This is a genomic window from Allocatelliglobosispora scoriae, from assembly GCF_014204945.1.
Lineage (GTDB): Bacteria > Actinomycetota > Actinomycetes > Mycobacteriales > Micromonosporaceae > Allocatelliglobosispora > Allocatelliglobosispora scoriae.
In genome coordinates this window covers 403,971-430,149 of record NZ_JACHMN010000003.1, presented here as the reverse complement: position 1 = coordinate 430,149, position 26,179 = coordinate 403,971, and the positions used below count along the sequence as shown (strand labels likewise).

Annotated in this window: 27 protein-coding genes and 1 riboswitch; of the genes, 19 read left to right on the top strand and 8 right to left on the bottom strand. The window is 69.6% G+C overall.

Annotated elements, in window-relative coordinates:
* The first annotated feature begins 164 nt into the window (after positions 1-164).
* Entirely contained in the window at positions 165-1,748 is a 1,584-nt protein-coding gene (locus F4553_RS28630) for a hypothetical protein (protein ID WP_184841934.1), read from the top strand.
* Here the strand turns inward: F4553_RS28630 and F4553_RS28625 are convergent.
* The gene (locus F4553_RS28625) at positions 1,745-2,170 is read right to left on the bottom strand and encodes a MarR family winged helix-turn-helix transcriptional regulator (RefSeq protein WP_312875420.1); all 426 of its coding nucleotides are present in this window, start codon (positions 2,168-2,170) and stop codon (positions 1,745-1,747) included. The genes F4553_RS28630 and F4553_RS28625 overlap by 4 nt on opposite strands.
* A gap of 77 nt (positions 2,171-2,247) precedes the next feature.
* Between F4553_RS28625 and F4553_RS28620 the strand changes: the two genes are divergently transcribed.
* From F4553_RS28620 to F4553_RS28590, 7 genes are all read left to right on the top strand, one after another.
* Positions 2,248-3,318 (top strand): substrate-binding domain-containing protein, encoded by a 1,071-nt coding sequence (locus F4553_RS28620; protein ID WP_184841932.1) that lies wholly within the window; start codon positions 2,248-2,250, stop codon positions 3,316-3,318.
* Between the two features lie 389 nt (positions 3,319-3,707).
* On the top strand, positions 3,708-4,952 hold the full coding sequence (gene urtA, locus F4553_RS28615; protein ID WP_221470521.1) for an urea ABC transporter substrate-binding protein: 1,245 nt from the start codon (positions 3,708-3,710) through the stop codon (positions 4,950-4,952).
* A gap of 74 nt (positions 4,953-5,026) precedes the next feature.
* Positions 5,027-5,929, top strand: a complete 903-nt coding sequence (gene urtB, locus F4553_RS28610) for an urea ABC transporter permease subunit UrtB (RefSeq protein ID WP_184841929.1) — start codon at positions 5,027-5,029, stop codon at positions 5,927-5,929.
* A complete protein-coding gene (urtC, locus tag F4553_RS28605; RefSeq protein ID WP_184841926.1) occupies positions 5,926-7,044 on the top strand; it encodes an urea ABC transporter permease subunit UrtC in 1,119 nt (372 codons plus the stop codon). The genes urtB and urtC overlap by 4 nt, the downstream gene beginning before the upstream one ends.
* Complete coding sequence (gene urtD / locus F4553_RS28600) at positions 7,041-7,823, top strand: urea ABC transporter ATP-binding protein UrtD (protein WP_184841923.1); 783 nt, start codon at positions 7,041-7,043, stop codon at positions 7,821-7,823. The genes urtC and urtD overlap by 4 nt, the downstream gene beginning before the upstream one ends.
* The gene (gene urtE / locus F4553_RS28595) at positions 7,820-8,512 is read left to right on the top strand and encodes an urea ABC transporter ATP-binding subunit UrtE (protein ID WP_246467500.1); all 693 of its coding nucleotides are present in this window, start codon (positions 7,820-7,822) and stop codon (positions 8,510-8,512) included. The genes urtD and urtE overlap by 4 nt, the downstream gene beginning before the upstream one ends.
* Before the next feature lie 9 nt (positions 8,513-8,521).
* Positions 8,522-8,998 carry a hypothetical protein gene (locus F4553_RS28590; protein ID WP_184841920.1) on the top strand — a complete coding sequence of 159 codons (477 nt, stop codon included), beginning with the start codon at positions 8,522-8,524 and terminating at the stop codon, positions 8,996-8,998.
* Here F4553_RS28590 and F4553_RS28585 read toward each other — a convergent pair.
* The 4 genes from F4553_RS28585 to F4553_RS41965 form a co-directional block, all read right to left on the bottom strand.
* The gene (locus F4553_RS28585; protein ID WP_184841917.1) at positions 8,974-10,389 is read right to left on the bottom strand and encodes a glycine hydroxymethyltransferase; all 1,416 of its coding nucleotides are present in this window, start codon (positions 10,387-10,389) and stop codon (positions 8,974-8,976) included. The genes F4553_RS28590 and F4553_RS28585 overlap by 25 nt on opposite strands.
* A gap of 19 nt (positions 10,390-10,408) precedes the next feature.
* Positions 10,409-10,499: riboswitch (ZMP/ZTP riboswitch) on the bottom strand.
* 88 nt (positions 10,500-10,587) lie between these two features.
* Positions 10,588-12,945, bottom strand: coding sequence for a transglycosylase domain-containing protein (locus F4553_RS28580; protein ID WP_184841914.1), 2,358 nt, complete (start codon positions 12,943-12,945; stop codon positions 10,588-10,590).
* An 83-nt stretch (positions 12,946-13,028) separates the two neighbouring features.
* A complete protein-coding gene (locus F4553_RS28575; RefSeq protein ID WP_184841911.1) occupies positions 13,029-14,120 on the bottom strand; it encodes a peptidoglycan recognition protein family protein in 1,092 nt (363 codons plus the stop codon).
* Between the two features lie 154 nt (positions 14,121-14,274).
* Entirely contained in the window at positions 14,275-14,514 is a 240-nt protein-coding gene (locus F4553_RS41965; RefSeq protein WP_184841908.1) for a DUF3039 domain-containing protein, read from the bottom strand.
* A gap of 128 nt (positions 14,515-14,642) precedes the next feature.
* Here F4553_RS41965 and F4553_RS28565 point away from each other — a divergent pair, with 128 nt between their 5' ends.
* The 7 genes from F4553_RS28565 (at position 14,643) to F4553_RS28535 (ending at position 19,736) form a co-directional block, all read left to right on the top strand.
* On the top strand, positions 14,643-15,554 hold the full coding sequence (locus F4553_RS28565; protein ID WP_376776303.1) for a pseudouridine-5'-phosphate glycosidase: 912 nt from the start codon (positions 14,643-14,645) through the stop codon (positions 15,552-15,554).
* Positions 15,551-16,432 (top strand): carbohydrate kinase family protein, encoded by an 882-nt coding sequence (locus tag F4553_RS28560; protein ID WP_312875419.1) that lies wholly within the window; start codon positions 15,551-15,553, stop codon positions 16,430-16,432. The genes F4553_RS28565 and F4553_RS28560 overlap by 4 nt, the downstream gene beginning before the upstream one ends.
* Before the next feature lie 19 nt (positions 16,433-16,451).
* On the top strand, positions 16,452-16,796 hold the full coding sequence (locus tag F4553_RS28555) for a DUF3099 domain-containing protein (protein WP_184841902.1): 345 nt from the start codon (positions 16,452-16,454) through the stop codon (positions 16,794-16,796).
* Positions 16,797-16,854: 58 nt separating this feature from the next.
* Positions 16,855-17,559 (top strand): LppX_LprAFG lipoprotein, encoded by a 705-nt coding sequence (locus tag F4553_RS28550; RefSeq protein ID WP_184841900.1) that lies wholly within the window; start codon positions 16,855-16,857, stop codon positions 17,557-17,559.
* Entirely contained in the window at positions 17,549-19,048 is a 1,500-nt protein-coding gene (locus F4553_RS28545) for an MFS transporter (RefSeq protein WP_184841890.1), read from the top strand. Before F4553_RS28550 ends, F4553_RS28545 begins: the two co-directional genes overlap by 11 nt.
* Before the next feature lie 123 nt (positions 19,049-19,171).
* A complete protein-coding gene (locus F4553_RS28540; protein WP_184841888.1) occupies positions 19,172-19,402 on the top strand; it encodes a ribbon-helix-helix domain-containing protein in 231 nt (76 codons plus the stop codon).
* The gene (locus F4553_RS28535) at positions 19,389-19,736 is read left to right on the top strand and encodes a type II toxin-antitoxin system PemK/MazF family toxin (RefSeq protein ID WP_184841886.1); all 348 of its coding nucleotides are present in this window, start codon (positions 19,389-19,391) and stop codon (positions 19,734-19,736) included. The genes F4553_RS28540 and F4553_RS28535 overlap by 14 nt, the downstream gene beginning before the upstream one ends.
* 14 nt (positions 19,737-19,750) lie before the next feature.
* Here the strand turns inward: F4553_RS28535 and F4553_RS28530 are convergent, their stop codons facing one another.
* Positions 19,751-20,287 (bottom strand): ArsR/SmtB family transcription factor, encoded by a 537-nt coding sequence (locus F4553_RS28530; protein WP_184841884.1) that lies wholly within the window; start codon positions 20,285-20,287, stop codon positions 19,751-19,753.
* A gap of 83 nt (positions 20,288-20,370) precedes the next feature.
* Here F4553_RS28530 and F4553_RS28525 point away from each other — a divergent pair, with 83 nt between their 5' ends.
* On the top strand, positions 20,371-21,324 hold the full coding sequence (locus F4553_RS28525) for a S41 family peptidase (protein WP_184841882.1): 954 nt from the start codon (positions 20,371-20,373) through the stop codon (positions 21,322-21,324).
* On the opposite strand, the gene F4553_RS28520 is transcribed toward F4553_RS28525, so the two are convergent.
* Complete coding sequence (locus F4553_RS28520) at positions 21,317-21,892, bottom strand: HhH-GPD-type base excision DNA repair protein (protein ID WP_184841880.1); 576 nt, start codon at positions 21,890-21,892, stop codon at positions 21,317-21,319. The two genes, F4553_RS28525 and F4553_RS28520, sit on opposite strands and share 8 nt — an antisense overlap.
* Positions 21,893-21,941: 49 nt before the next feature.
* Between F4553_RS28520 and F4553_RS28515 the strand changes: the two genes are divergently transcribed.
* Together F4553_RS28515 and F4553_RS28510 are read left to right on the top strand one after the other, a co-directional pair.
* Positions 21,942-23,411 (top strand): DUF7782 domain-containing protein, encoded by a 1,470-nt coding sequence (locus tag F4553_RS28515; RefSeq protein WP_184841878.1) that lies wholly within the window; start codon positions 21,942-21,944, stop codon positions 23,409-23,411.
* Positions 23,412-23,551: 140 nt separating this feature from the next.
* A complete protein-coding gene (locus F4553_RS28510; protein WP_184841876.1) occupies positions 23,552-24,196 on the top strand; it encodes a hypothetical protein in 645 nt (214 codons plus the stop codon).
* Here the strand turns inward: F4553_RS28510 and F4553_RS28505 are convergent.
* Complete coding sequence (locus F4553_RS28505) at positions 24,182-24,970, bottom strand: sporulation protein (RefSeq protein ID WP_184841874.1); 789 nt, start codon at positions 24,968-24,970, stop codon at positions 24,182-24,184. The genes F4553_RS28510 and F4553_RS28505 overlap by 15 nt on opposite strands.
* A gap of 139 nt (positions 24,971-25,109) precedes the next feature.
* On the opposite strand from F4553_RS28505, the gene sigB reads away from it, so the two are divergent.
* A complete protein-coding gene (sigB, locus tag F4553_RS28500; protein ID WP_184841872.1) occupies positions 25,110-26,066 on the top strand; it encodes an RNA polymerase sigma factor SigB in 957 nt (318 codons plus the stop codon).
* Positions 26,067-26,179: the final 113 nt, after the last annotated feature.

The window sequence follows — 26,179 nt, the reverse complement described above, 5'->3', positions numbered from 1 at the left end:
ATCACGATCATTCAGCGAAGACGATGCGAGCAGCCCTCTCATTCCGCACGTCCCGAGCCGGAGAATTGCTATTCGTCAGCGGCTAGGAATGCTGCCGACGAATGGAGGGATGGGCGATCATGTCGCCAATATACCGTCACCGTGCCCGCACATTGACAATCGCTGTGCTGACCCTTTCCGTCGCCATGGGCGGTTGCGCGGACGAGCCGGCGCCACCGGCGCCGCAACCAGGGCCGACCCTCGCGGCGACCTCCGCGCCACCACCCGCCGATCCACCCTCCGTCAGCGTCGTCAGCGACAAGACCACGACGCTGGATCTCGACGGCGGGGCTCACCTGATCATCCCGCCGGGGGCGATGAAGGCCGGGGCGAAGGTGAGCGCCACCTATCACGACCTGCCGAAAGGCTCCTTCGACGGCATCAAGCCGGTCAGTCCCCCGGTGGAGCTGATCTCCGAGCCCGACGACGCCATCCACGGCCTGCTGACGCTGGAGTTCCCGGTCCCCTTCGAGGACGTCCCGGCCGGCGTGGATCCGGCCGTGTGGTTCGGCATCTCGACCTATGACGCGAAGACCTCGACCTGGAAGCCGTTCGCCGCGAATTACGACGCCGCCCGCCACATGGTGGTCGCGTTGATCCCCCACTTCTCGTGGTGGAATCCCTTCTCCTGGGATCTCGGCAAGCTGTGGAACAACGTCTCGCAGAAGTTCGGCGAATTCATCGACACGCGATCCGGGCCCGCGAAATGCAGCGGCTCGGCACCCGATTGGGCGGCGAAGCTGACCGGGATCTCCAATGAAGCGAATACGCCGGTCCGCGCCTGCGCCCATTCGCAGGGAGACCTCCTCGTCGTCGAGATGGTGAACAACCGGCCCTATGGACAGGTAGTCCATCTCAGCGGTGAGGTCAGCTGGGCCAGGCATGACGAACCGTCCGCCATCGACGGCGTTCTCCGGGCCGCGTTCGTGGATTCGCAGGTGGACGACGGCGATCTCTATCTGCCGCCGCTGACGCACGGCTCGATCGGCATCAAACGGCCCGCGTCGAGCAGCACGGCGATGTCCTTCCACGCGGGTCCTTCCGGACTCACGATCGGCACGGACCTCGTCTTCGTCGTCTTCAACGCGGTCGGAGTCGTCAACGCGCTCAAGAACCTGCCGTCCTTCAAGGACTGCCGCATCCCCGGCATCAAGGACGTGCTCAAGGATCTGCGACCGGGGACCTTGCGCGACTTCGCCGTCGCGGTCTTCCAGTGCATCCGGGACGCCTTCACCAAGGAGGTGACGGAGGGCAGGATCGCCAAGAGCAAGCTGGACCTGCTCGCCGCGGCCTGGGGTGTGCTCTCCAAGGCCAATGTCGTCGCCAACGCCGTGCAGCTCGGCAGCGACCTGCTCTGGAACATCGTCGACCTGCTCGGCGACTGGCGCAACAACCAGAACTCGGGCCTCGGCAACGGCTTCTCGATCGCGGCCAGGATCACCGGGCCGAGCCCCGCGACCCGCTGGGTCTACCGGGTCGCCGGCACCGACGGGGTCGAGTTGACCGTCCGCAGCGAGCCCCGGGTGACCGGCACTCCGCTGGGAGCGCTGCAGGAGGGGGCCGCCATCACGATCGTCTGCCAGACCTATGGCGACTCCGTCAACGGCAGCGAGATCTGGGACAAGCTCTCCAGCGGCGGTTATGTCGCCGACTGGTACACCTCGACGCCCATCGCGGGCAGGTTCGTCCCCGGGATCCCGCGCTGCTAGACGAGTGCGGGCCGCTGCTCCATCGCTTCGACCAGCCCGGCCAGCAGGGAACGCAGGTGGGCGTCGTCGGCCGAGAGGCCCGCGATGCTCGCCTGCACCCGGGCGTCGACCCGCTCGTGCATGGCCCGACCGCGCGGGGTCAGATAGGCGCGGATGCGGCGGCGGTCCTCCGGATCGACCTTGCGGTGGACCAGGTTGTGCTCGACGAGGTGGTCGACGAGCTTGGTGAGCGTGCCCGGCGGCAGGAAGACCTGGTCGGCGATGGCGGTCATCGGGTGCCCGGCACCGTCCGCGAGCAGCGAGATGACCCGCCAGCCGTCGATGGTGTGGCCCTCGTCGGCGACGATCTCCGCCACCCGGCGGGCCAACAGGCGCTCCGCACGGGTCAGCAACTGCATCAGGTCCGGTTGGGAGAGGCCCACGGTGCCGATGCTACAGAATGGCTCCAGCTTGTGGAATGGTCTTCCGGTCCGGGCGCCGACCACGCAATCATGTCGCTATGCCTCGGCTCGCACTGCCGGACGACTCGACCCTGCATGTCGCGCTGGTCTTTCCGATGCAGGGTCCGGCGGGCATCTTCGGGCCGACGTGCGAGCTCTGCGCGCAGCTCGCGGTCGAGGAGGTCAACCGGGCCGGCGGGGTGCTCGGCCGGGAGCTGCGGCTGATCCCGGTCGACGGCGGCGCGCACCCGGAGCGGGTCGCGGCGGAGGTCGAGTCGCTCGTCTCGCTCGGCCTGGTGCAGGGCGTCACGGGCTGGCACATCTCGTCGGTGCGCCAGGCTCTCGCGCCGCGCATCGCGCACCGCGTCCCCTATGTCTACACGGCGCTCTATGAGGGCGGCGAGACGACCGAGGGCGTCTTCCTGACCAGCGAGACGCCCGCCAACCAGCTTCAGCCCGCGATGCGCCTGCTCACCCGCGAGCAGCGGGTGCGCCGGTGGCACATCGTCGGCAACGACTACGTGTGGCCGCGGCAGACCGCCCGGGCCGCGCGCCGCTACGCCACCGACGGCGGCTCGCGCATCGCGGGCGAGACCTATCTCCCGTTGGGTACGCACGACTTCGCCGACGTCCTGCGCCGCATCGAGCAGTCCGGCGCGGATGCGGTGCTGATGCTGCTGGTCGGCAACGACGCGGTGCGGTTCAACCGGGCGTTCGCCGCGTCCGGTCTGGACCAGCGCTGCCTGCGCCTGAGCACGCTGATGGACGAGAACATGCTGCTCGCCAGCGGTGCGGGCGCGACCAGGGGCCTGTTCAGCACGGCCGGTTTCTTCGCCTCCATGATCACCCCGGAGAACCTGGACTTCCACGGCCAGTACGCCAGGCGCTTCGGCATCGACGCCCCGCAGCTCGGCAGCCTCGGCGAATCCTGCTACGAGGGCGTGCTGCTGCTGGCGGCGCTGATCGCACAGGCGCGGACCCTCGACGTGCGGGCGATCGGTGCGGGCGCCGACGCGGTGTCCTATGAGGGCCCGCGCGGCCTGATGCGGTTGCGGCGCAGGCACGTCAGCCAGCGCATCTATCTCGCCGAAGCGCATGCGCTGGAGTTCACGGTCGTCGCGGAACTGTAGGCCTTGACACGGCACGTACGCCGCCGAGATACTTCCTGCGTGAAGCATTTCGGGTAGCACCACCCGGCGTGCCGACCCATAGCAAAGACGACGAGCCAACGCATCGGCTATCCCATGAATGCATTCTGCATTTGTGCGAAGCAATGCGCTGGCTCGTTTTCTATTGTTCAGAGTCCTTTGTGGACGGCTTTATAGAAACAGCCAATTAAGGGTGTTGAAACATCCGCGCAACGAGGCTCCACGAGGCTTTGCCTACCCAGCCCTGAGGCGGGAACCAGCTGGCACAACCGGCCGGGCCGGCCGTTGTGCGCAATCTATCCGCCCGCAATGCAGCGGTGCCACTCAATGAGCATTCGACTGATACTTCCCCTGCCTAGCAAGGAGATTTGATGTCCAGGTTCCGCGGACGCCGCCTGATGGCGTGCAGCGCAATTCTCGTCGCCGCGGTCGCATTGACCGCATGCGGCAGCAAGACCGGCGAGGGCGCGACCGGTGCCGGTGTCACGGCCGACACCTCCGGCGACACCGTCAAGGTGGGCCTGCTCAACTCGCTCTCGGGCACGATGGCGATCTCCGAGGTCACCGTGCGCGACTCGATCAAGCTCGCCGTCGAGGAGATCAACGCGGCCGGTGGCGTCCTCGGCAAGAAGATCGAGCCGATCAGCGAGGACGGCGCCTCGGACTGGCCGACCTTCGCGGAGAAGGCGACCAAGCTCATCAAGGAGGACCGGGTCGTCGCGGTCTTCGGCTGCTGGACCTCGGCCAGCCGCAAGGCGGTCAAGCCGGTCTTCGAGTCCAACAAGGCGCTGCTGTTCTACCCCGTGCAATATGAAGGCCTGGAGCAGTCGCCCTACATCTTCTACACGGGTGCGACCACCAACCAGCAGATCGTGCCGGGCCTGGACTACCTCAAGGCGCAGGGCAAGAAGACGGTCTACCTGGTCGGCTCCGACTACGTCTTCCCACGCACCGCAAACAAGATCATCAAGGCGTACGCCGCCGCCAACGGCATGACCGTGCTCGGCGAGGACTACGCGCCGCTCGGCTCGACCGAGTTCGGCACGATCACCAACAAGGTCAAGGCGTCCAAGGCCGACGCGGTCTTCAACACCCTCAACGGCGACAGCAACGTGGCCTTCTTCAAGGAGTACAAGTCGGCCGGGCTCACCGCCGCGACGATGCCGGTCGTCTCGGTCTCGATCGCCGAGGAGGAGGTCAAGTCGATCGGCACGCAGTACCTCGCCGACCAGCTCACGGCGTGGAACTACTACCAGACGACGCCGGGTGCGGCCAACGACAAGTTCGTCAAGGCGTACAAGGCGAAGTTCGGCGCGGACAAGCCGACGAGCGACCCGATGGAGGCCGCCTACGTCTCGGTCTACCTCTGGAAGGCGATGGTCGAGAAGGCCAAGTCGTTCGACGTGGAGAAGGTCAAGGCGGCGTCGGACGGCATCACCTTCGACGCACCGGAGGGCCTGGTCACGATCGACGGCGCCACCCAGCACATCTCCAAGACCGCCCGCATCGGCAAGATCGGCGCGGACGGCCTGATCACCGAGGTGTGGAACTCGGGCCAGCCGGTCAAGCCGGACCCCTACCTCAAGGGCTACCCGTGGGCCGCGGGCCTGTCCTGATCGACCGGTAGTTCTCCCGGCGGGTGGCGCTCGATGCGCCACCCGCCCTCACCGTCCATAGAGGAGGCCGAGCCATGACCCTGGTTCTCAGCCAGTTCTTTACCGGCATCAGCATCGGCGCTGTGCTGCTGCTCATCGCGCTCGGACTGTCGCTGACGTTCGGGCAGATGAACGTGATCAACATGGCGCACGGCGAGTTCATCATGGCCGGTGCGTACACCACCTATGTCCTGCAGCAGGTGATCAGCGATGCCGGTGTCTCCCTGCTGATCGCGCTGCCGATCGCCTTCGCGGTGGCGGGCCTCATGGGCGTCGCCCTGGAGTGGCTGCTCATCCGGCGCCTCTACACGCGGCCGCTCGACACCTTGCTCGTGACCTGGGGCGTCTCGCTGATCCTGCAGCAGGTCGCCCGCGACATCTTCGGCACCCCCAACGTGCAGACCCGGGCGCCCGACCTCCTCACCGGCAACGTCAAGCTCTTCACCAGCGCCGACGGGGTCGAGCTGACGATCGCCAACAACCGGCTCTTCATCCTGCTGCTCGTCGTCCTCGCGATCGGCGCGCTGACGATGGCGCTGCGCTTCACGTCGCTGGGCCGCCGGATCCGCGCCGTCGTGCAGAACCGCGACCTCGCCGCCGTCTCCGGCATCCCCACCGGCAGGGTCGACCGGCTCACCTTCTTCATCGGCTCGGGCCTCGCCGGGATCGCGGGGGTGGCGCTGACACTGCTCGGCCCGATCGGCCCGACCATGGGCACCAACATCATCATCGATGCCTTCCTCGTCGTCGTGGTCGGCGGCATCGGCCAGCTCAAGGGGAGCGTGATCGTGGCCTTCACCCTCGGCGTCCTGCAGTCCAGCGTCGAATACCTCACCACCCTCAGCGTCGCCAAGGTGATCGTCTTCGTGGCGATCGTCGCCTTCCTCCAGTGGCGGCCGCAGGGCATGTTCACGCTGCGTACCAGGAGCCTCGCATGATCGACTGGATCAGCAAACGCACTCGGGCCCGCGCGGGCCTCGGCTTCGCCCTCGGCGCGATCCTGCTCTTCGCCGTCGCGCCGGTCGCGCTCACCGACTTCCGGCTCAGCCTGCTCGCGAAATACCTCTGCATCGCGATGGTCGCGGTCGGGATCGGCCTCGCCTGGGGTCGCGGTGGCATGCTCACGCTCGGTCAGGGGGTCTTCTTCGGACTCGGCGGGTACGCCATGGCGATGCACCTCAAGCTCGCCGACGCCGGTGAGGGCAACATGCCGGACTTCATGGAGCTCTACGGCCAGCTCGACGAGCTGCCGGGCTGGTGGAAACCGTTCGCCAACCCGTTCTTCGCGCTCGCCGCGACGATGCTGCTGCCGATGCTCGTCGCCTTCCTGCTCGGCTCGCTCGTCTTCCGGCGCCGGGTGCGGGGCGCCTACTTCGCGATCCTCAGCCAGGCCCTCGCCGCCGCGCTCGTCATCTTCCTCATCGGCCAGCAGGGCACCACCGGCGGCACCAACGGCCTCACCGACATCAAGGGCTTCTTCGGCTACGACCTCGCCGACCCGGTCAACAAGCGGATGGTCTACTTCATCGTCGCCGCCGTGCTGCTGGTGCTCCTCGCCCTCGCCCGGCAGCTGATGCAGAGCCGCTACGGCGAGCTGCTCGTCGCCGTCCGCGACTCCGAGGAACGGGTCCGCTTCCTCGGCTACAACCCGGCCAACGTCAAGCTCGTCGCCTACGTGGTCGCGGCCGGCATGGCGGGTCTCGCCGGAGCCCTCTTCGTACCGGCCGTCGGCATCATCTCCCCCGCCCTCATCGGCATCGTGCCGTCGATCGAGTTCGTCATCGGCGTCGCCGTCGGCGGCCGGGCGGCACTGCTCGGCCCGGTGCTCGGCGCGGTGGCCGTGGCGTGGGCGCGGACTGCACTGTCGGAGAAGTTCCCCGGCACCTGGACCTACCTGCAGGGGCTCCTCTTCGTCGTGGTCGTGGCGTTCCTGCCGGGCGGGCTCGCCTCCCTGGTAGGCATGGTCCGGCGGCGCACCCGGCCGGCCGCACCCGCCGAGCCGACCGCCCCGGCGCAACCACCGGCCACCGTCCTGGAAGGAGCATCCGCATGACCACCGAGCCCTCCGCTGCGGCACCGGCGCACCCCGCCGGGCCGCCCGCGTTGCAGATCACCGATCTGCGGGTCGTCTTCGACGGGTTCGTCGCCGTCGACGGGGTCGACCTCACGGTGCCCGTCGGCGACCTTCGGTTCCTCATCGGACCCAACGGCGCGGGCAAGACCACGCTCGTCGACGCGGTCACCGGCCTGGTCAAGGCGACCGGATCGGCCCGCTTCGGCGAGCTCGAACTGCTCGGACGGGACGTGCACCGGATCGCCCGGCTCGGTGTCGGGCGCACCTTCCAGACCGCCACGGTCTTCGAGGAGCTGACGGTCCTGCAGAACCTGGACATCGCCGCAGGCGCCGGACGCAGTGCGTGGACGATGCTGCGGCGGCGGGGTGGCGTACCCGACGATGTCGCGGAAGCGCTGACCACCGTGGGCCTCGTCGACCAGCGCGACCAGCTCGCGGGCACTCTGGCCCACGGCCAGAAGCAGTGGCTGGAGATCGGCATGCTGCTGGTGCAGAACGCGCGCCTGCTGCTGCTCGACGAACCCGTCGCCGGGATGAGCCACGAGGAGCGCGACGCCACCGGCGAGCTGCTCAGCCTGCTCGCCGAGCACCGGACGGTCGTCGTGATCGAGCACGACATGGAGTTCCTGCGCCGGTTCGCCCGCACGGTCACCGTGCTGCACGGCGGGCGGGTGCTCAGCGAGGGCACGGTCGCCCAGGTCCAGGCCGATCCCCGCGTCCAGGAGGTCTACCTGGGCCACCAAGCAGTGGAGGCATGATGCTGAAGATCTCCAACGTCGAGGTCGGGTACGGCCGCAGCACCGTCCTGCACGGCGTCTCCGTCACGGTCGAGACCCAGGGCGTCACGGCGGTCCTCGGCCACAACGGCGCGGGCAAATCGACCCTGCTGCGAGCCGCGATCGGCCTGCTCAAGCCCAAACGCGGCACGATCACCCTCGACGGCGACGACATCACCCGCCTGGCTCCCCACGATCGGGTCGCGCGGGGCATGGCCTACGTACCGCAGGGCCAGCAGTGCTTCCCCCACCTCACCACCGCCGAGAACCTCCAGCTCATCGCCGACGGCCGCCGGGACGGCAGGGAATCCCTCGCCGAGGCCCTGGAGATGTTCCCCGCCCTCAAGGAGCTGCTGCGGCGGCGGGCGGGCCTGCTCTCCGGCGGCCAGCGCCAGCAGCTCGCGATCGCTCGGGCCCTCATCACCAGGCCCCGCCTGCTCCTGCTCGACGAACCCACCGAGGGCATCCAGCCGTCGGTGGTGGCGGAGATCGAGCAGAAGATCGTCGCGTTGGCCCAGGCGGGGATCGCGATTCTCCTGGTGGAGCAGCATCTGGGGTTCGCCCTGTCGGCGGCGGACAACTACTACGTCCTGGCCGCGGGCCGCACCACCGCCTCCGGCCCAGCCGACCTGGAGGCGACCCCCCGGGTCCGCGAGGCGTTGTCGGTCTAGGCAGTGCGCATGATCGCGTTGTTTCCCGGAAAGTGGCCCCTCACCCGCACCGCGAGGGGCCAGCTTCCGGGAAACAACGCGATCACGCACTGTGCCGCACAGGTGAGCGACGCCCGGCCAGCAATGCGGGGCAATGCGCGCATCGCGCCCGGCCGCATCAGCCACGGCCACGCCGCACAGCACAAGATCGCGCTGCTTCCCGGAAACAATCCCCTCACCCCCACCGCGAAGGGCCAGCTTCCGGGAAACAACGCGATCATGCACACGTCGCACCCGCACGCCGCACAGGTGAGCGACGCCCGGCCAGCAATGCGGGGCAATACACGCATCGCGCCCGGCCCCATCAGCTACGGCCACGCCGCACAACGCAAGATCGCGCTGCTTCCCGGAAACAATCCCCTCACCCCACCGCGAAGGGCCAGCTTCCGGGAAACAACGCGATCACGCACGCGCCGCAGGCGTCAGCCCAGGTCTACCGTGGGGTAGAGGGGGAAGTTGCCCAGCAGCTCAGCCGCCTGCGCCGACACCTTCGACGAGATCGACTCGTCCAGCACGTGCTTGGCCTTGGACTCGCCCGGCTGCGTCGCCGCCAGCACCTCGTGCATCAGCCCCGCGACCACGTCCATCTCGGTGGCGCCCAGGCCGCGGGTGGTGAGAGCCGGGGTGCCGATCCGGATGCCGGACGTGTACCAGGCACCGTTCGCATCGCGCGGCACCGAGTTGCGGTTGGTCACGATGCCCGAGTCGAGCAGCGCCAGCTCCGCCTGCCGACCGGTCAGGCCGTAGCTCGACACGTCGATGATCGCCAGGTGGTTGTCGGTGCCGTCGGTGACGAGCTTCGCGCCGCGCCGCATCAGGCCCTCGGCCAGCGCCTTCGCGTTGTCGACGATCGCCTGCGCGTAGTCCTGGAACGACGGCTGACGGGCCTCCGCGAACGCCACGGCCTTCGCCGCCATCATGTGCGACAGCGGGCCGCCGAGGACCATCGGGCAGCCCCGGTCGACCTGGTCGGCGAACTCGCCCGTGCAGAGCACCATGCCGCCGCGCGGGCCGCGCAGGGACTTGTGGGTGGTGGTGGTGACGACCTGGGCGTGCGGCACCGGGTCGAAGTCGCCGGTGAGCACCTTGCCCGCGACGAGCCCGGCGAAGTGGGCCATGTCGACCATGAGCACCGCGCCGACCTCGTCGGCGATCTCGCGCATGATCCGGAAGTTGACCAGCCGGGGGTACGCCGAGTAACCCCCCACCAGGATCAACGGCTTGAACTCGCGGGCCTGTGCGCGCAGCGCGTCGTAGTCGAGGAGCCCGGTGGCCGGGTCCACGCCGTAGCTGCGCTGGTCGAACATCTTGCCGGAGATGTTGGGGCGGAAACCGTGCGTGAGGTGACCACCGGCGTCGAGGGACATGCCGAGCATGCGCTGGTTGCCGAACTCGCGGCGAAGCTCCGCCCAGTCGGCGTCGGAGAGGTCGTTGACGGTCCGGGCGTTGAACTTCGCCAGGCCCGGCAGCTCGACCTTGGCGCCGAGGATCGCCCAGTAGGCGACGAGGTTGGCGTCGATGCCGGAGTGCGGCTGGACATAGGCGTGCTCGGCACCGAAGAGCTCGCGGGCATGCTCGGCGGCGATGCTCTCGACCGTGTCGACGTTGCGGCAGCCGGCGTAGAAGCGGCGGCCGATGGTGCCCTCGGCGTACTTGTCGCTGAACCAGTTGCCCATGGCGAGCAGGACGGCCGGCGAGGCGTAGTTTTCACTGGCGATGAGCTTGAGCGATTCGCGCTGGTCGGCGAGCTCCGCGCCGATGGCGTCGGCGATGCGCGGCTCAACCGCGCGGACGGCCTCGATGGCGCTGCGGAAGGCGGTCGACTCGGTGCTGAGCATGGGTCCTCCTCGTGATGACGGAAAGGGCCCAGGCGCACGGCATGAAGTCCGAAGACGAGCCGCTCCCTCGTGGTTGATCCCACTCCGACGCGCCAGTCACGGCCCGACACGAGTCTAGTCGACCCTCGTCGCCCGCTGCCCGCACGCCCCACCCTCGCCGGGCCCTTGTCTGTGCTTCTCATCACGCATCACGCAGGTCTACCGCGGCCGGGGCGGTCGGCGGGTGGGCCTCGTCTCCGGCATGCAGAACCAGAGCCAGCACTTCTCGGGCTTGCGGGGTTCGACCAGACCGGGCTCGTTCTTGTTGGGGTTGCCGGTGCCCGCCTTGTCGGCGAAGCTCTGCTCGGCCATGCCCTTGTGCGCGGCGTTCATGAACTTCTCCCAGATCGCCCCGGGCAGCCCGGCACCGCTGATGTCCCGGCCGGACTTCTCGTAGACGGCCTGCTCCTTGCCGGTGTTGCCGACCCAGACGGCCGCGGCGATCTGCTTGGTGTGACCGACATACCAGGCGTGGCAGTTGTGGGAGGTGTTGGCGCACTGCCAGGTGCCGGTCTTGCCGGCGGCCGGGCGCCCGCCACTGAGGGAGTGCCCGTTGGTCGGCGGGATCTTCTGGAGCACCCAGTTGACGTCGTCGGCGATGTCCTTGTCGATGGTCTGCGCGGGCTTGAGCTTCTCGCCGCCGACGAGCTGGTACTTGTCCGTGCCCGCGATCGGCCGCTCGACCTTCAGGACGAAGTGCGAGGCGTTGTAGACACCGCGGTTGGCGAAGGTGGCCATGCCGGTGGCGTGGTCCAGGACGGTGATCGGGTACTGCCCGAACCCGGCCTGGTAATAGAACGGCGCGTTGCTGGTCTGCTTGAAGGTCTTGCTGGTCAGGTCGTTCGCGATGAGCTCGCCCTTGCGGCCGGTGCTCCACATCGTCCGGATGCCCGCCGCCTTGGCGCTGGCGACCACCTTGTCGACCCCGACGAGCTTGGAGATCTTGTAGAACGGCACGTTGTAGGAGTGCACCGTCGCCCACTCCAGGGTGCAGTAGTTGCCGCAGGAGGAGTCGACGTCCCGGCCGGCGTTCTGGATCCGGAAGTCCCCGTCGCGGAACTCCGCCGGGTCGAAGTGCGAGGCGAGGGAGTAGCCGGCCTTGAGCGCCGCGGCCAGGGTGTAGACCTTGAAGGAGGACCCGCCGGGGTGGCCGCCGTTGAGCGCGCCGCCCTCCATGTTGAGCCCGGCGTAATCGTGCCCGGTGCCGTCGTCGCCGCCGTAGTAGGCGAGCACCCGTCCGGTCTTCGGCTCCACCGCGACGAGCGCTGCCATCAGGTTGGCCTTCTGCCCGTTCATCAGCGACCCGGACGCACCCCGCCGGGCCGCCGACTCCGCCGCCGCCTGGATCTTGGGGTTGATCGTCGTGGTGATCCGGTAGCCGCCGGTCTTCAGGTCCGTGATGCCGTAGGGCGCCGCCTTCAGCTCCTCCACCACGTAGTTGAGGACGTTTCCGGTGGTCATGCCGGTGAGTCCGACACCCTTGACGCCCCACTGGGCGTTTCCGGCGTCCTTGCGGATGGGCGCGATGCTCGTGGGATAGGCGAGCGACGACCGCTTGGACTCGTCGAGCCAGCCGGCGTCGACCATGTTGTCCAGCACGTAGCTCCAGCGATCCTTCGCCGCCTCCGCGTTGAGCTGCGGGTCGTACCCGGCGAACGACGGTGTCTGCTCAGGCTGGCGGACGACGGCACCGAGCACCGCAGCCTCGGCGATGCTGAGGTCCTTGGCGTTCTTGCCGAAGAACGTCTTCGACGCCACCTGTACGCCGATCGCACCCCGACCGAAGTAGACGTTGTTGAGGTAGAACCCGAGGATCTCCTCCTTCGAGTACTTCCCCTCCAGCTTGCGGGCGAGCACCGCCTCCCGCATCTTGCGGAAGACCGACATCTCGACATCTTTCGTCGCAATCTTCACGTACTGCTGCGTGATCGTCGACGCGCCCTGGGTGTCCCCGCCGGTCACGTTGTTCCAGGCCGCGCGGGCGATGCCGGTGAAGGAGACGCCGCTGTGGTCGTAGAAGTCCTTGTCCTCGCCAGCGATGAGGGCGTTGCGGATGTCGGTCGACAGGCTGGACATGGGGATGTCCTCGCGGTTCTCGGTGCCGAGCTGCGCTATCTGCGTCTTGCCGTCGCTGCCGAAGATCTTCGTGGTCTGGGTGGCGAGGTTCTTCGGGTCCAGCATGTCGACGCTGTCGAGGTAGTAGGTGACGACCGTCGTGGTGGAGACGACGAGGGCGAGCACGATGCCGCTGACGATCAGGATCCGCTTGCGTCGGGTCCGGGCGAACCGCCGCAGGCCCGCGAGCCGACCGGGAGCAGGAGAGGCCAGCTGCTCGGCGGCGGGCGGTGCCGGATCGGCGCCGAGCACGGCATCGGCCGAGGGCACGCCGGATCGGAGCACGTCGGGGCGGGCGGCGTGGCGTCCGGTGGTGCGGTCGTCGACCACGGCACGCGGCGGCTGGTCGTCGTACTCCGTGATCCGGCCGGGGCCGGAGGGGTGGTCACCGTACGAACTCATCCCCACAAGGTAAGCGCTGGGCCTCGATGCCGCAGAATCGTGCTGGTCGGCCCGGGGCGGGGATCGCCCCGGGCCGGGAGAGCTCAGGACCGGCGAGCCACTTCGCGCCGGAGTCCGTCGAGGTAGGGGTAGAAGTTGTTGCCCGGGCACTCCGTCGGCACCCAGTTGCGGTGGCCGCTGAGCGTGATCACCGTCTTGGTGGCGGCGCTGACCGGGTTGACATAGTTACAGGTCGCCTCGACGTCGAGGTCGAGCACCCGGGCCAGGCCCGAGAGCACCGCTCGCAGGGACCGGTAGGCGGGGGCGGTCGGCAGCCAGTCGGGCTTGCTGAAGTTGCCGATCAGCACGATGCCGACGTTGCCCGCGTTCCAGCCGCCGATGTGGGCGCCGTTGACCATCATCGGGCGTCCGTCCGGGCCGGGGTTGGGCCCGAAGACCGGGCTGGCGTCGGTGCCCGAGTAACGGCCCTCGTAGACATAGCCCCGCTTGTCGATGGCGAGGTGGTAGCCGAAGTCCCCGAAGTTGGAGGTGACGGCCTGGAAGCGGTAGATCGCCCGCAGCCGGGCCACCGGGTCGTCGTCGGGGGTCTCGTTCGGCTCACCGGTGTGGTGCACGGTGAGCGTCTGGACCGGGTAGTAGGCGGGGATCCAGGCTTCGTCGCCGTTGGCCTTGAACCGGTAGGACTCATCGGCGCCCCAGGCGGCCCGGCTGTAGTAGCGGGCCAGGACGGGGTGCCCGGCGAAGCGGAGCAGCTGGGCGTGGGGCTTGGCGATCCGGCGGATCGGGCCGTCGACGGTGTTGAGCTCGGAGATCCGCAGCTCGCTGACCGCACCACTGGTGGCCAGCTCATATTCGGTGGCGCGAGGGGCGGCGACGACGCCGCCGAAGGTGTTGGCGACCGAGCCGTCACCGGCGCCGCCACCGCAGCCGGGCAGGGTCTGCCAGTCGGCCCAGCCGGCCGCGCCACGCAGGCGCAGGCCCACCTCGCCATCGCCGGTCCAGCTCACGCCGAGGTGGCTGAGGGGGAATTCGGTGGTCGTCGCCGAGGTGGGGGCACCGGGCAGGACGAGGTCCCGGGCAAGGGTCTCCGGCACCGCGAGGCCTTCTTCGGCTGCGGTCGCGGCGCCGGTGGAAAGCGTGGCGGCCGTGACGCCGAGCGCGGCGGAAATAAGCATTGAACGCCGTGTGAGCACGACATCTCCCGTGTGTCATACGCGCGACGGGGTTCGCGCGCTGCGCGGGATTTTAGGTGTCGTGTCCTCGGCTGACTAGGGATGGCAGCCCCCCGCAGCCGCCATCGTTATGCACAGCGGGGCGTCATCAGCAGGACTACGCCATGGATTCGTAGATTTCTTTACATTCGGGGCAGACGGGGAATCGCTTCGGGTCCCGGGTCGGCACCCACACCTTGCCGCAGAGGGCACGGATGGGCGTTCCCTCGATCATGGCCTCCATCAGCTTGTCCTTGGGCGCGTAGTGCGACAAACGCTCGTGGTCGCCCTCGTCGAGACGGTATTCGGTGCTGGTGCGCTCTTCGAGGAGCGTGCCGGCGTCTGGGGTCGTGGTCACCCACCCAGTGTCCCAGATGGCGTCGTCCAATCCCAGCGGGATTGCCGAGCCGCAGCTCAGCACCCCTGCCCGGGGGCGATTGCGGCGAGCGCGGGCCCGGTCGGCACGAGCCGGTTAGGGTGATGATCGTGGGCATTCGACTGAGCGAAGAGGTGGCCGAGGCGCTGGACGCCGGCCGGCCGGTGGTGGCGCTGGAGAGCACGATCATCTCGCACGGCCTGCCGAGACCGGACAATCTGCGGATCGCCCGCGAGATCGAGGCCCGGGTCCGCGCCAACGGCGCCACGCCCGCCACGATCGGCATGGTCGGCGGCGAGCTGCTCGTCGGGCTCGACGACTCCGCGCTGACGAGGCTCGCCACCAGCGACAACGTCCTGAAGCTGTCGGTCCGGGACCTCGCCGCCGCAGCAGCCGCCGGAGCCGACGGCGCGACCACGGTCGCCAGCACCTCGGCGGTCGCCGCCGCCGTCGGCATCGGGGTCTTCGCCACCGGCGGGCTCGGCGGGGTGCACCGCGACGCCAACCAGACCTTCGACGAGTCCGCCGACCTCACCACGCTGGCGCGGACGCCGATCGTCGTGGTCTGCGCCGGGGTCAAGTCGATCCTCGACGTCGGTGCCACCCTGGAACGGCTGGAGACGCTCGGCATCGGCATCCTGGGCTACCGCACCAAGCGCTTCCCGGGGTTCTTCATCTCCGACTCCGGCTTCGACCTGGACTGGTCGGTGCAGTCGCCCGCCGAGGTCGCCGCCGTGATGCGGGCTCAGGACGGCCAGGGCCTGCACGAGGCGGGGATCGTCGTCGCCAACCCGCTCCCCGCGGACGAGCAGCTCGATCCGGCACTGCACGACCGGGTGCTCACGCAGGGCCTGGCGATGCTGGCCCGGGAGGGGATCACCGGCAAGGGCGTCACCCCGGCCCTGCTCGCGCACTTCCACTCCGCCACCGAGGGGCAGAGCCTCGCGGTCAACGTCCGGATCATCCTGCACAACGCCGAGCTCGCCGCGCAGATCGCCGCCTCGGCTGCGGCAATCGAGTGAGTGCTCGGATCGTCTGCGTCGGCGACATCGTCACCGACGTGCTCGCGGCGCTCGCCGGGCCGCTGGAGCACGGCTCCGACAGCCCGGCGTCGATCCGGGTCACCGGGGGCGGTCAGGCCGCGAACACGGCTGCCTGGCTTGCCCACCTGGGTGCGGAGGTCACGCTGGTCGGTGCGATCGGGGACGACGACGCCGGTCGGGACCGGGTCGCCGAGCTGACCGCCGCCGGGGTGCAGTGCACGGTGCAGGTCTGCCCGGGCACGGCGACCGGGGCGATCGTGGTGCTCTCCGGTGCCGGCGAACGGACGATGATCTCCGATCGAGGTGCCAACCTGCAGCTCGACGCCGAGTGGGTCCGGTCCGCGGTGGCGGAGGGCGGTCACATGCATCTCTCGGCGTACACCCTGCTGGACAGCGCGTCCCGCGGAGCCGGACTTGCCGCGCTCGCGGCGGCGCGCGAGCTGGGACTCACCAGCAGCGTCGACGCGGCCTCGGCCGCGCCCTTGCGCGCAGCCGGCGCGCAACGCTTCCTGAGCTGGTGCGAGGGGGTCACGGTCCTGCTCGCCAACCGCGACGAGGCCGACGTCCTCGCCGGTCCCGGTCACCCCCGAGATCAAGCCCGAAAACTCGCCGGGTACGCCGCCTCGGCCGTCGTGAAACTCGGCGCCGACGGTGCGGTGTGGGCGGGCGCACACGGGGTCGTCACGGCACCCGCCCCGGCCGTCGCCGTGGTGGACACCACAGGTGCCGGGGACGCCTTCGCGGCGGGCCTGATCGCGGCCCTGGTCACCGGCCGGTCCGAGGCGGAGTCGCTGCGGATGGCGATCGACGCCGGTGCCGGTGCGATCGCTCATCTCGGAGCGCGCCCCCGCCCGTGATCAGTGAGAGGATGGGGAGGTGAACCGCCCCGCTCCGAAACCCGTGCTCATCACCGACGCCCCGGAAAGCCTCGACAAGCAGCGCCACAGCCGCGAGCTCCGGTATGTCCTGATGATGGGTCTCCGCGCGGTCTGCCTGATCCTCGCCGTGTTCCTGGCGATGATGAAGGTTCCCCTGCTCTGGCTCTGGCTGTCGCTGTGCGGCCTGGGCATGGTGCTGCTGCCCTGGTTCGCCGTGATCCTCGCCAACGACCGCGCGCCGAAGGACGAGCACCGCTGGCGCCATCAGAAACGCGACGCACCGCCCGCGCCGAACGCCCTGCCGACCCAGCCGCTCGGCGAGACCATCGACATGGAGCCATAGGCTCAGCTCGGGAGCATGATCACGGCGCGGTTGTGCGGGCGCCGCTACCATGCCACCTATGTCCAAGACCTCTCGCGCACTCGCGGCACTCGCGGCGCTCTCTCTCGCCCTGACCGGCTGCACCGCCAAGGCGGACACTCCCACGCCCTCTGCCTCCGCCAGCTTCCCGCCCGCCGAGCAGCTGCTCGGCGAGGGCGCTCTCGCCATGGCCGGCACGCAGACCGCCCACTTCGCCATCAGCGTGGACGGCAAGATCGCCAACCTGCCGCTGAAGAAGGCAGAGGGCGACCTCACCCGTGAGGGCTCGGCGAAGGGCACGGCCACGATCGAGCAGCTCGGGCTGACGATCGAGGGCGAGTTCATCGTGGTGAACAAGAAGCTCTACTTCAAGGGCGCCACCGGCGGGTTCCAGGAGATCCCGCTCGCGCTCGCCGCCACGGTCTACGACCCCTCGGCGATCCTCGACCCGACCAAGGGTGTCGCCAAGCTGCTCAGCGCAGCCAAGAACCCCAAGGTCCTCGCGGTGGAGAAGGTCGAGGGCGCCGACGCCTACAAGATCAGCCTGGAGACCGACCCGACCGCGCTCGCCGCGATCATCCCGGGTGCCCCGGCCGGTGTCACCGCCAACCTCTGGCTCGACGCGGCGACGAAGAAGCTGGTCAAGGGCGAGTTCACCATCCCCGCATCGGGCAGCGACCCGGCGGGCAAGGTGCTCGCGACCTTCACCAAGTACGACGCCCCAGTGACCATCAGTGCACCTTAAGCACCGTGCCGCCGTCGGGGTGGGCGGCCTGGCCGTCCTCCTCGGCGCGCTCGACGCGTACGTCCTGGTCGCGATCCTCGTCGACATCGTCAAGGACCTCGCCGTACCCATCAACCACCTGGAGCGGGCCACCCCGCTGATCACCGGGTACCTGCTCGGCTACGTCGCCGGGATGCCGCTGCTCGGCCGCCTCTCGGACCGGCTCGGCCGCCGCGCGGTGATCGTCGGCTGCCTTGTCGTCTTCGCCGCCGGTTCGGTCGTCACGGCCACCGCCACCGAGCTGTGGCCGCTCGTCGCGGGCCGGGCGGTGCAGGGCCTGGCGGGCGGAGCACTGCTCCCCGTCACGATGGCGCTCATCGCCGACCTCGCCCCGGAGCGGTCCCGGGCGTCCGCGCTCGGGTTCGTCGGCGCGGCTCAGGAGCTCGGCGCGGTGCTGGGACCGCTCTTCGGCGCCGGAGTCGCCGCTCTCGTCGGCTGGCGGGGCATCTTCTGGCTCAACATCCCGCTCGCCGCCATCGCGGCGATCGCGGTGTGGTGGGTCGTGCCGCCGCGCTCGGCCGACCAGGAGCGACCGAAGATCGACGTCGTCGGCGGGCTGCTGCTCGCCGTGGCGCTCGGCCTCACCGTGGCCGGCCTCTACAACCCCGAGCCGGCCAAGTCGATGCTGCCCTCGTGGGGCCCGGCGACGCTGATCGCGGCGGGCGTGGCGACGGTGCTCTTCCTGCTCTGGGAGGGGTTCGCCCGGACCAGGCTGCTCGATCCGCGCGGCGTGGCGATGCGGCCGTTCCTCGCCACCCTCGGCACCAGCCTCTGCGCCGGTGCCGCGCTGATGGTGACCCTCGTCGACGTGGAGCTGGTGGCGCAGACACTGCTGCTGCTCAGCTCGTTCGACGCGATCCTGATGCTCACGTGGTTCCTCGTGGCCCTGCCGATCGGGGCGGTCGTCGGCGGTCTCCTCGTCCGCCTCCTGGGCGAGCGCTGGATCGTCGTCGGCGGGATGCTGCTGGCCGGAGGGGCGTACCTGCTGATCGCCGGCTGGCCCGTGGAGCTGGCGGCGGCGCGCTACGACCTCGCCGGGCTGAGCCTGCCCCGGGCGGGTGTCGACCTGGTCCTCGCCGGGCTGAGTCTCGGCCTCGTCATCGCACCGCTCTCGTCGGTGGTGCTGCGGGTGGTCCCGGCCGCCCAGCACGGCATCGCCTCGGCGGCGCTGGTCGTGGCGCGGATGATGGGCATGCTCGTCGGGGTGGCCGCGCTCTCCGCCTGGGGCCTGCACCGGTTCCAGGAGTTCACCGCCGACCTGCCGACCCCGCTCCCGTTCACCATGACGGCGGCGGAGTTCAAGGCCGCGATGACCGCTTACGAGCAGGCGATCCGCGAGGCTCTCCGAGCCGAATACCACGAGATCTTCCTGGCCACGGCAGCCATCTGCGCCCTGGGTGCGCTGATCGCGCTGTTCCTCCCCCGCCGCGCCCCCTCCCCTGAACTTTAATGCTGGACACGCCGCGAAAACCGCAACAAAGGTCAGGGCCGACTCGTATGCCGGGGTCGGCCCTGACCTTTGTCACACTCCTCGGGTAGGACAGCAAGTAGCACTGCCGGTAGCATGAGTGGCATGAAGGTGAGTGTCAGCCTGCCCGACGACGACGTGTCGTTCGTCGATGACTACGCCAACCGGCGCGGGAGCGCCTCCCGGTCGGCGGTGCTGCATCGCGCCATCGAGCTGCTGCGGCTGAGTGAGCTGGAGGACGCCTACGCCGACGCGTGGGCCGAGTGGCACGACGGCGACGACGGCAGGCTGTGGCAGGAGACCGCCGCCGACGGGCTGGCCGATGCAGCGCGGTGACGTCTACCTCGTCGATCTCGATCCCGCGCTGGGCTCTGAGTCGCGCAAGGTCCGGCCCGCGATCGTCGTCAGCAACAGCGCCGCCAACCGGGCCGCCGAGCGGCACCACCGGGGCGTCGTCACCGTCGTGCCGGTGACCTCCAGCACCGAGCGGATCTACCCCTTCCAGGTGTTCATCCCGATCGGCGAGGGCGGCCTCGATCACGCCTCGAAGGCCCAGGCCGAGCAGATCCGCTCGATCGACTATGCCCGGATCCGCCAGCGCATCGGCTCGATCCGGCCGGCCACGCTGCGCCTGCTCGACGCCGCGATCCGCACGCATCTGGGCCTCTGACCGGCGATCTGCCGCTATTCATCGCTCGTTTCCCGGTCCGCCGGGCTCCGCGAGGCTGAGGGCTCATAGACCCCGAGCAGCACGCCGAACCGCGGCGACCCCTCCGGCGCCTCTTCGATCCCCTCGACCAGGTGCGCGAGCGCCGCGGTGATCGAGTCCACCTGCTCCCGGGTGAGCCGCACGTGCCGCAGCACCAGGAACGGGTCGGGCGCGGCCTGCCCGATCTCCTCCGCCACGACCTTCAGGGCGGCAGCCGACTGGGCACCCGCCTGCTCACCCACGAAGTGCAACCTCCTCGCCGTACGCGAGAAGTACTGCTCGGTCCCCCCACGCACCTGCCGCGTGTGCGAGTGCCGCACGAGCCCGGCCTCGCGGAGCACGGCGAGGTGGTGGGCGATGTTGCCCTTGCGAGATCCGAGCGAGGCCGCGAGCTGGCTGATCGTCGCGGGCTGCTCGCCGAGGGCGAAGAGCACCCGCAGCCGCAGCGGGTGGCCGAGCGCACTGTATTGAGCGGCCGACGACACCTCCATGATCTCCGGTATCTCGGTCATGGACTTAAGTGTCAACTGGCCTTGACTCTTTGTCAATGTGAATGCTCTACTTCGACTGCTCAGCTTCGACGGAAGGAGGCGACATGCCGCAGCACGAGAAGGTCAGCCGGGTCATCGACCTGGTCCAGGAGCACTACGTCTTCCCCGAGATCGCCGCCGAGGTCACCGGGCTGCTCCGGACCCGGCTCGCCGAGGGGTCCTACACAGGGCTGGCCGACGACGCCCTCGCCATCGCGATCACCCGCGACCTGCAGTCCGCCAACGGCGACAAGCACCTGCGGCTGCTGCACCACACCGACCCGGTCCCGGAGAGCCGGGGCGACGACGAGTCCGACCTCACGGAGATGCGGACCTGGGCCGACCTCACCGCCCACGGCGTCGCCCGCGCCGAACGGCTGCCCGGAAACGTCGGCTACCTCGACATCCAGCCGATCCTCTTCCCCACCGCCGTCGCCGCCGACGCGATCGCCGCCGCGATGACCCTCGTCGCACCCGCCGACGCGCTCATCATCGACCTGCGCGGCTGCCTCGGCGGCGAGGTCTCGATGACGAGCTACTTCTGCGCCTTCCTGCTCGGTGCCGAGCCGGTCGAGTTGAGCGGGATCTTCGAGGCGGCCACCGGCCGGGTCCGGCAGCTCTGGACCCCCGCCCACGTGCCCGGCCGCCGGTTCGGGGCGACGAAACCGCTGTGGCTGCTCACCAGCGGCACCACCTTCTCCGGCGGCGAGGCGGTCGCCTACGACCTGCAGCAGCTCGGCCGGGCCGTGATCGTCGGCGATCGGACGCGCGGCGGCGCCCACCCGCGCGAGGGCTTCCGGGTGGCGGAGTTCCTGGAGGCGACGATCCCGGTCGCCCGGTCGGTCAGCCCGATCACGGGCACCAACTGGGAGGGCACCGGTGTCACCCCGGATGTCGAGTGCCCCGCCGACCAGGCCCTGGAGGTGGCGTACAGGGCGGCGTTGAACCACGTCGTCGAGCTCGGCGGGGAGAACGGGCGGCGGCAGGTCCTCGACGAGGCCCGGGCAGCCCTCAGCTAGCCGCGGCGGCCGCCTTCATCTGCTTCTTGTATTCGCGCACCCTGGTCAGGGTCTCCCTGCTCGTGATGTCGGCGACCGAGCGGAGTGAGCCGTCCTCGCCGTAGACCCCGGCCGCCTCCCGCCAGCCGTCCGGCTGCACGCCGAACTGCTTGCCGAGCAGGGCGACGAAGATCTGCGCCTTCATCTTGCCGAAGCCCGGCAGGGCACCGAGGCGTTTGAGCAGGTCCTTGCCGTCCTTCGCCTCGGTCCACACCCGTGAGGCGTCGCCGTCGTAGTCGTCGGCGATGGCGCGGGCGAGCTTCTGCGTCCGCTCGGCCATCGAGCCGGGGAAGCGGTGGATCGCCGGCACCTGCGCGAAGACCTTGCCGAACTCGGCCGGGTCGTAATCGGCGATCGCGGCGGCGTCGAGGCTCGGGACTCCGAGGCGCTGCGTCAGCACATAGGGCCCCATGAACGCCTTCTCCAGCGGGATCTGCTGGTCGAGCAGCATGCCGGTGAGCAGCGCCAGCGGGTCGGTACGCAGCAGTTCATCGGCGTCGGGCTGCTGGGCGAGGAAGAGCGTGGCCATAGCCAGGAGCCTGCCATACGGGCTCGGACCGATGGGGCAGGATGGGCGTATGGCTGAACAGCACGGGCTTCTCGACCCCGCCGACACCGCACGCCTGCGTGAAGCGCTGTCGAGCGCCGGTTTCACCCCCGCCGGGATCGCCGAGCGCCTCGGTCCGGTCGCGATGGAGGCAGCCGGACGCGAGGACTTCCGCCCCACGCTCGCCACGACCGTGGAGCGGGACCGCCTCAACACCCTGATCCGCCTCTTCCTCGCCGGTCAGATCGAGGCCGAGGCCGACGTGGCGAGCGCGCTGAAGCCGCTGCCGCTCGCCCGGGCACTCGAGGCGGAGCTGATCGAATTCGTCTCCGGCGGCATCCGCGCGGGCGTCGACCTCGACCTCTACGGCGACTTCCTCGTCGTCGCCGACCTCCCGGCCGCGCCGGGCCGCGCGCTCCCCACCGACCACGTGCTCGGCGTCGGCGGCGCGTCGATGACGCTCGCCGACTGCACGATCCGGCGCCCAGTGGGCACGGCCCTCGATCTGGGTACGGGCTGCGGCGTCCAGGCACTCCACGTCGCCCGCCACGCGGAGTCCGTGACCGCGACGGACCTCTCCGCCCGTGCGCTGCGTTTCGCGGCGACCACCGCGGCGCTCAACGGGCAGCAGTGGGAGCTGCTGGAGGGCGACATGCTGGCCCCGGTCGCCGGACGCCGCTTCGACCTGGTGGTGAGCAATCCCCCGTTCGTGGTCGGGCCTGGCGTGGCGACGCACACCTATCGCGACTCGGGCCGCCCGGGCGACGGGATCTGCGCCGAGCTCGCCGCGGCCGCCGGGGACCTGCTCAACCCCGGTGGCACGATGCAGTTCCTCGCCAACTGGGTGCACGTGGCGGGCGAGGACTGGGAGGACCGGATCGCGGGGTGGTTCGAGGGCACCGGCTGCGATGTCTGGGCGATCCAGCGCGAGGTCACCGACCCGCTCGATTACGTCCGGCTCTGGCTGCGCGACGCCTCCGAGGGGCACGATCCGCAGCGGGCCGCCGAGTGGCTCGACTGGTTCGACCAGCACAAGATCGAGGGGATCGGGTTCGGCCTGATCACGGCTCGCCGCAGCGACCGGGTCGAGCCGATCATCGTCTGCGAGGACCTGCGGCAGACGATCGAGGCACCCGTCGGCGATCAGGTCGCGGCGTGGTTCGACCGGCAGGAGTGGCTCGGCGGGCGCGATGACGACGGCGTACTCGACGCGGTTTTCCGGGCCGCGGACGGCCTGACGCTGCGGCAGGACGCGACGATGTCGGCGGAGGGTTGGGCGGTGGACCGCCAGGTCCTGACGCTCACGACCGGCCTGCGCTGGAGCGAGGAGATCGACCCGCTGATCCTGGCGCTGGTGAGCGGCTGCGGCGGCGAGGTGTCGCTGCGCGACCAGGTCGCGCTGCTCGCCGAGGCGCACGGCGCGGGCGAGGAGGAGCTCGGGCAGGTGCTCGTCGGCGTGGTGCGGCACCTGGTCGAGCGGGGCATGCTGCTGCCCGTCTGAGGCGAGCCCGTCACGTTTTGCGGCAAAGCGTGGCCATCTCGCTGCGCGAGGCCACGCTTTGCCGCAAAACGTGACGAGGGCAGTGCGGGGTGGCCGGGGGAAGTAATGTCCGCGCAAACAACACCGTTCACCGGGGGTTCGTGGTGCTGCTGCTCCGCCGTCTGCTCAGCCCGACCGGCTTCGTGCTGATCGGACTCTGCTTCCTGCTGCCCTTCGTGACCGCCAGCTGCAGCGCCGGGCCGGAGACCGGTGCACCCGTCGGTGAATCCGTGGAGATCAGCGGTACCTATACCGGCACGGACCTGCTGCTGGGCGGCGCGCCGGACATGCGGTACCCGGACACGCGCGTGCAGGGCGAGACGAAGGAGATCGTGGACGACGACGCCACCTCCTCGCCGATGAACGGCGCCATCGACCCGTTGCCGGCGCAGAAGGGTGCCGCCGTCACCGTCGGCCTGCTCGTCCTGGGGCTGATCGCCGGCGTGCTGCCGTGGGCCCGGCTGCGCCACCGGCTCACCGCACTCGCCGCCCTGCTCGCCGCCCTGGCACTGGTGCTGACCGAGGTCAGAGCGGCGAGCCTCATCGAGGAGACCGCCCTCAGGTCGGTCGGCGCCGCTCCCGGCGACAGCGGCATCGACATGATCTTCCGTTACGGCTTCTGGCTCGCCCTGGGCCTGCTGATCGTCGTGGCCGTCGGCAACATCATCTCCTCGTTCCGCGACGGCGCACGAGCCGTCGAGCCGGACGAACCGGGCGAGCTGGGGCCGGTGCTAGAAGGGGCGTAGCCCCTGCCGACGGCAGGATTCCATGATCCAGTCGTCGAGCTGGCCCTTCCAGTCGATCCGCGCGATGTCCTGGTGGTCGACGACGAAGCGGCCGAAGATGTCCCGGCCGCCGACGAGCCCGCCGCGCCGATCGAGCTCCAGGATCACCTGGGTCGTGAGCGACGAGGCGAGGAAGGTGACCTCGACCTTGTTGATCGCGGCGGCGAACTTGGGTGCCGGGTGGAACTCGATCTCCTGGTAGAACGGGAGCGCCTGGTTGACGCCCCGGATCTGCCCACGCTCCACATCGGAGCGGATCAGGGAGAAGCCCAGGTCGGCGAATGCCTTGAGGATCGCGGCCTGCCCCGGCAGCGGCTCGACCTTGATCGGATCGAGGTCGGAGCTGTCGAAGGCGAGTGCGACCGCGAGCTCCGTACGCAAACCCAGCTCGACATCGGCGAAGTCGCGCCCGTCGACCGTGGTGAGCGGCGTCTCGAACGGCAGCGTATAGCGGAACGGGAAGTCCCGCTCCTCCCCCGGTGCGAGCGCGAAAGAGCCGGTCACAGCCTCCTTCGCCACGGTGACGTGGCTGGCGGTCGCGATGTCCTCGCCCTCGACGCAGACCTTGGCGGAGAGGGCGACCGCGATCTGGGAGATCGTGACAGGTCGACTCCCGCCGATGACGTGAACCACGCCACTCACCGGACCGCCAGGCTGGGCTTTCACCGTCGTCAGCGTCGTCGCGACGCTCGGTCCACCGGCACCGAAAACCTGCTTGAGCCGCTCAAACACCACTGACGCCTCCCCTGGCCGGGCCGAATCCCGGCCCCGTCCCAGAGTAGGGCACCCGACACAAGACGTGAGCTGACCTCACCGTCACTTCACCGACGGACCGGCACTCTCATTACACACACAGCGGGCGGGGAGGAACGACATGACCACGGGGACAGACATCACCGAAGCGGTAGAACACGACCTTGACGCGGTCGACGAGCGCGGTGTCTCATCGGACCTGGTTAGGGCATATCTCAACGCAATCGGCCGCACCAAGCTGCTCACCGCCGAGCAGGAGGTCCTGCTGGCCAAGCGGATCGAGGCCGGCCTGCTGGCCGAGCACCTCATCGAGCTGGGCTCGACCGACGCCGACCTCCGGGTCGTCGTGCAGGAGGGCCGCGTCGCGAAGAACCACCTGCTGGAGGCGAACCTCCGGCTGGTCGTCAGCATCGCGAAGCGCTACACGGGTCGCGGCATGGCCTTCCTGGACCTCATCCAGGAAGGCAACCTCGGCCTCATCCGCGCCGTCGAAAAATTCGACTACACCAAGGGCTACAAATTCTCCACCTACGCCACCTGGTGGATCCGACAAGCCATCACCCGAGCCATGGCCGACCAGGCCCGCACCATCCGCATCCCGGTGCACATGGTCGAGCAGGTCAACCGGATGGTGCGTACCCGTCGGGATCTCGCGGCCACCATCGGCCGTGAGCCGTCGATCAGCCAGCTCGCCGCGGCGCTCGACATCCCCGAATACCAGGTGATCGAACTGATCTCCTACGACCGCGAGCCGGTCAGCCTCGACCAGGCGGTCGGCGACGACGGCGAGAGCGCGCTGGGTGACTTCGTCGCCTCGGCCGCGCCCCGCACCGAGGAGAGCGTCGCGCTCGGCCAGCTTCGCGGCGAGGTGGCGGTCGTGCTCGCGACCCTCTCGCAGCGCGAGCAGGCCGTGATCCGGCTGCGCTTCGGCCTCGACGACGGCCGCCAGCGCACCCTCGACGAGGTCGGCAAGGAGTTCGGGCTGTCGCGCGAGCGCATCCGCCAGATCGAGAAGACCACGCTGCTCAAGCTCCGCCAACCCGAGCGCATCCAGCGCCTGGTCGCTTACGCGAGCTGACCTGCCATCCCCGAAAGACCGCCGCTGGTCGCGGCGGTCTTTCGCCGTATCTACACCGAAAGCATGCCGAGATCGCCGCAACTCTTGAAGAGTTGCGGCGATCTTGGCGCGAA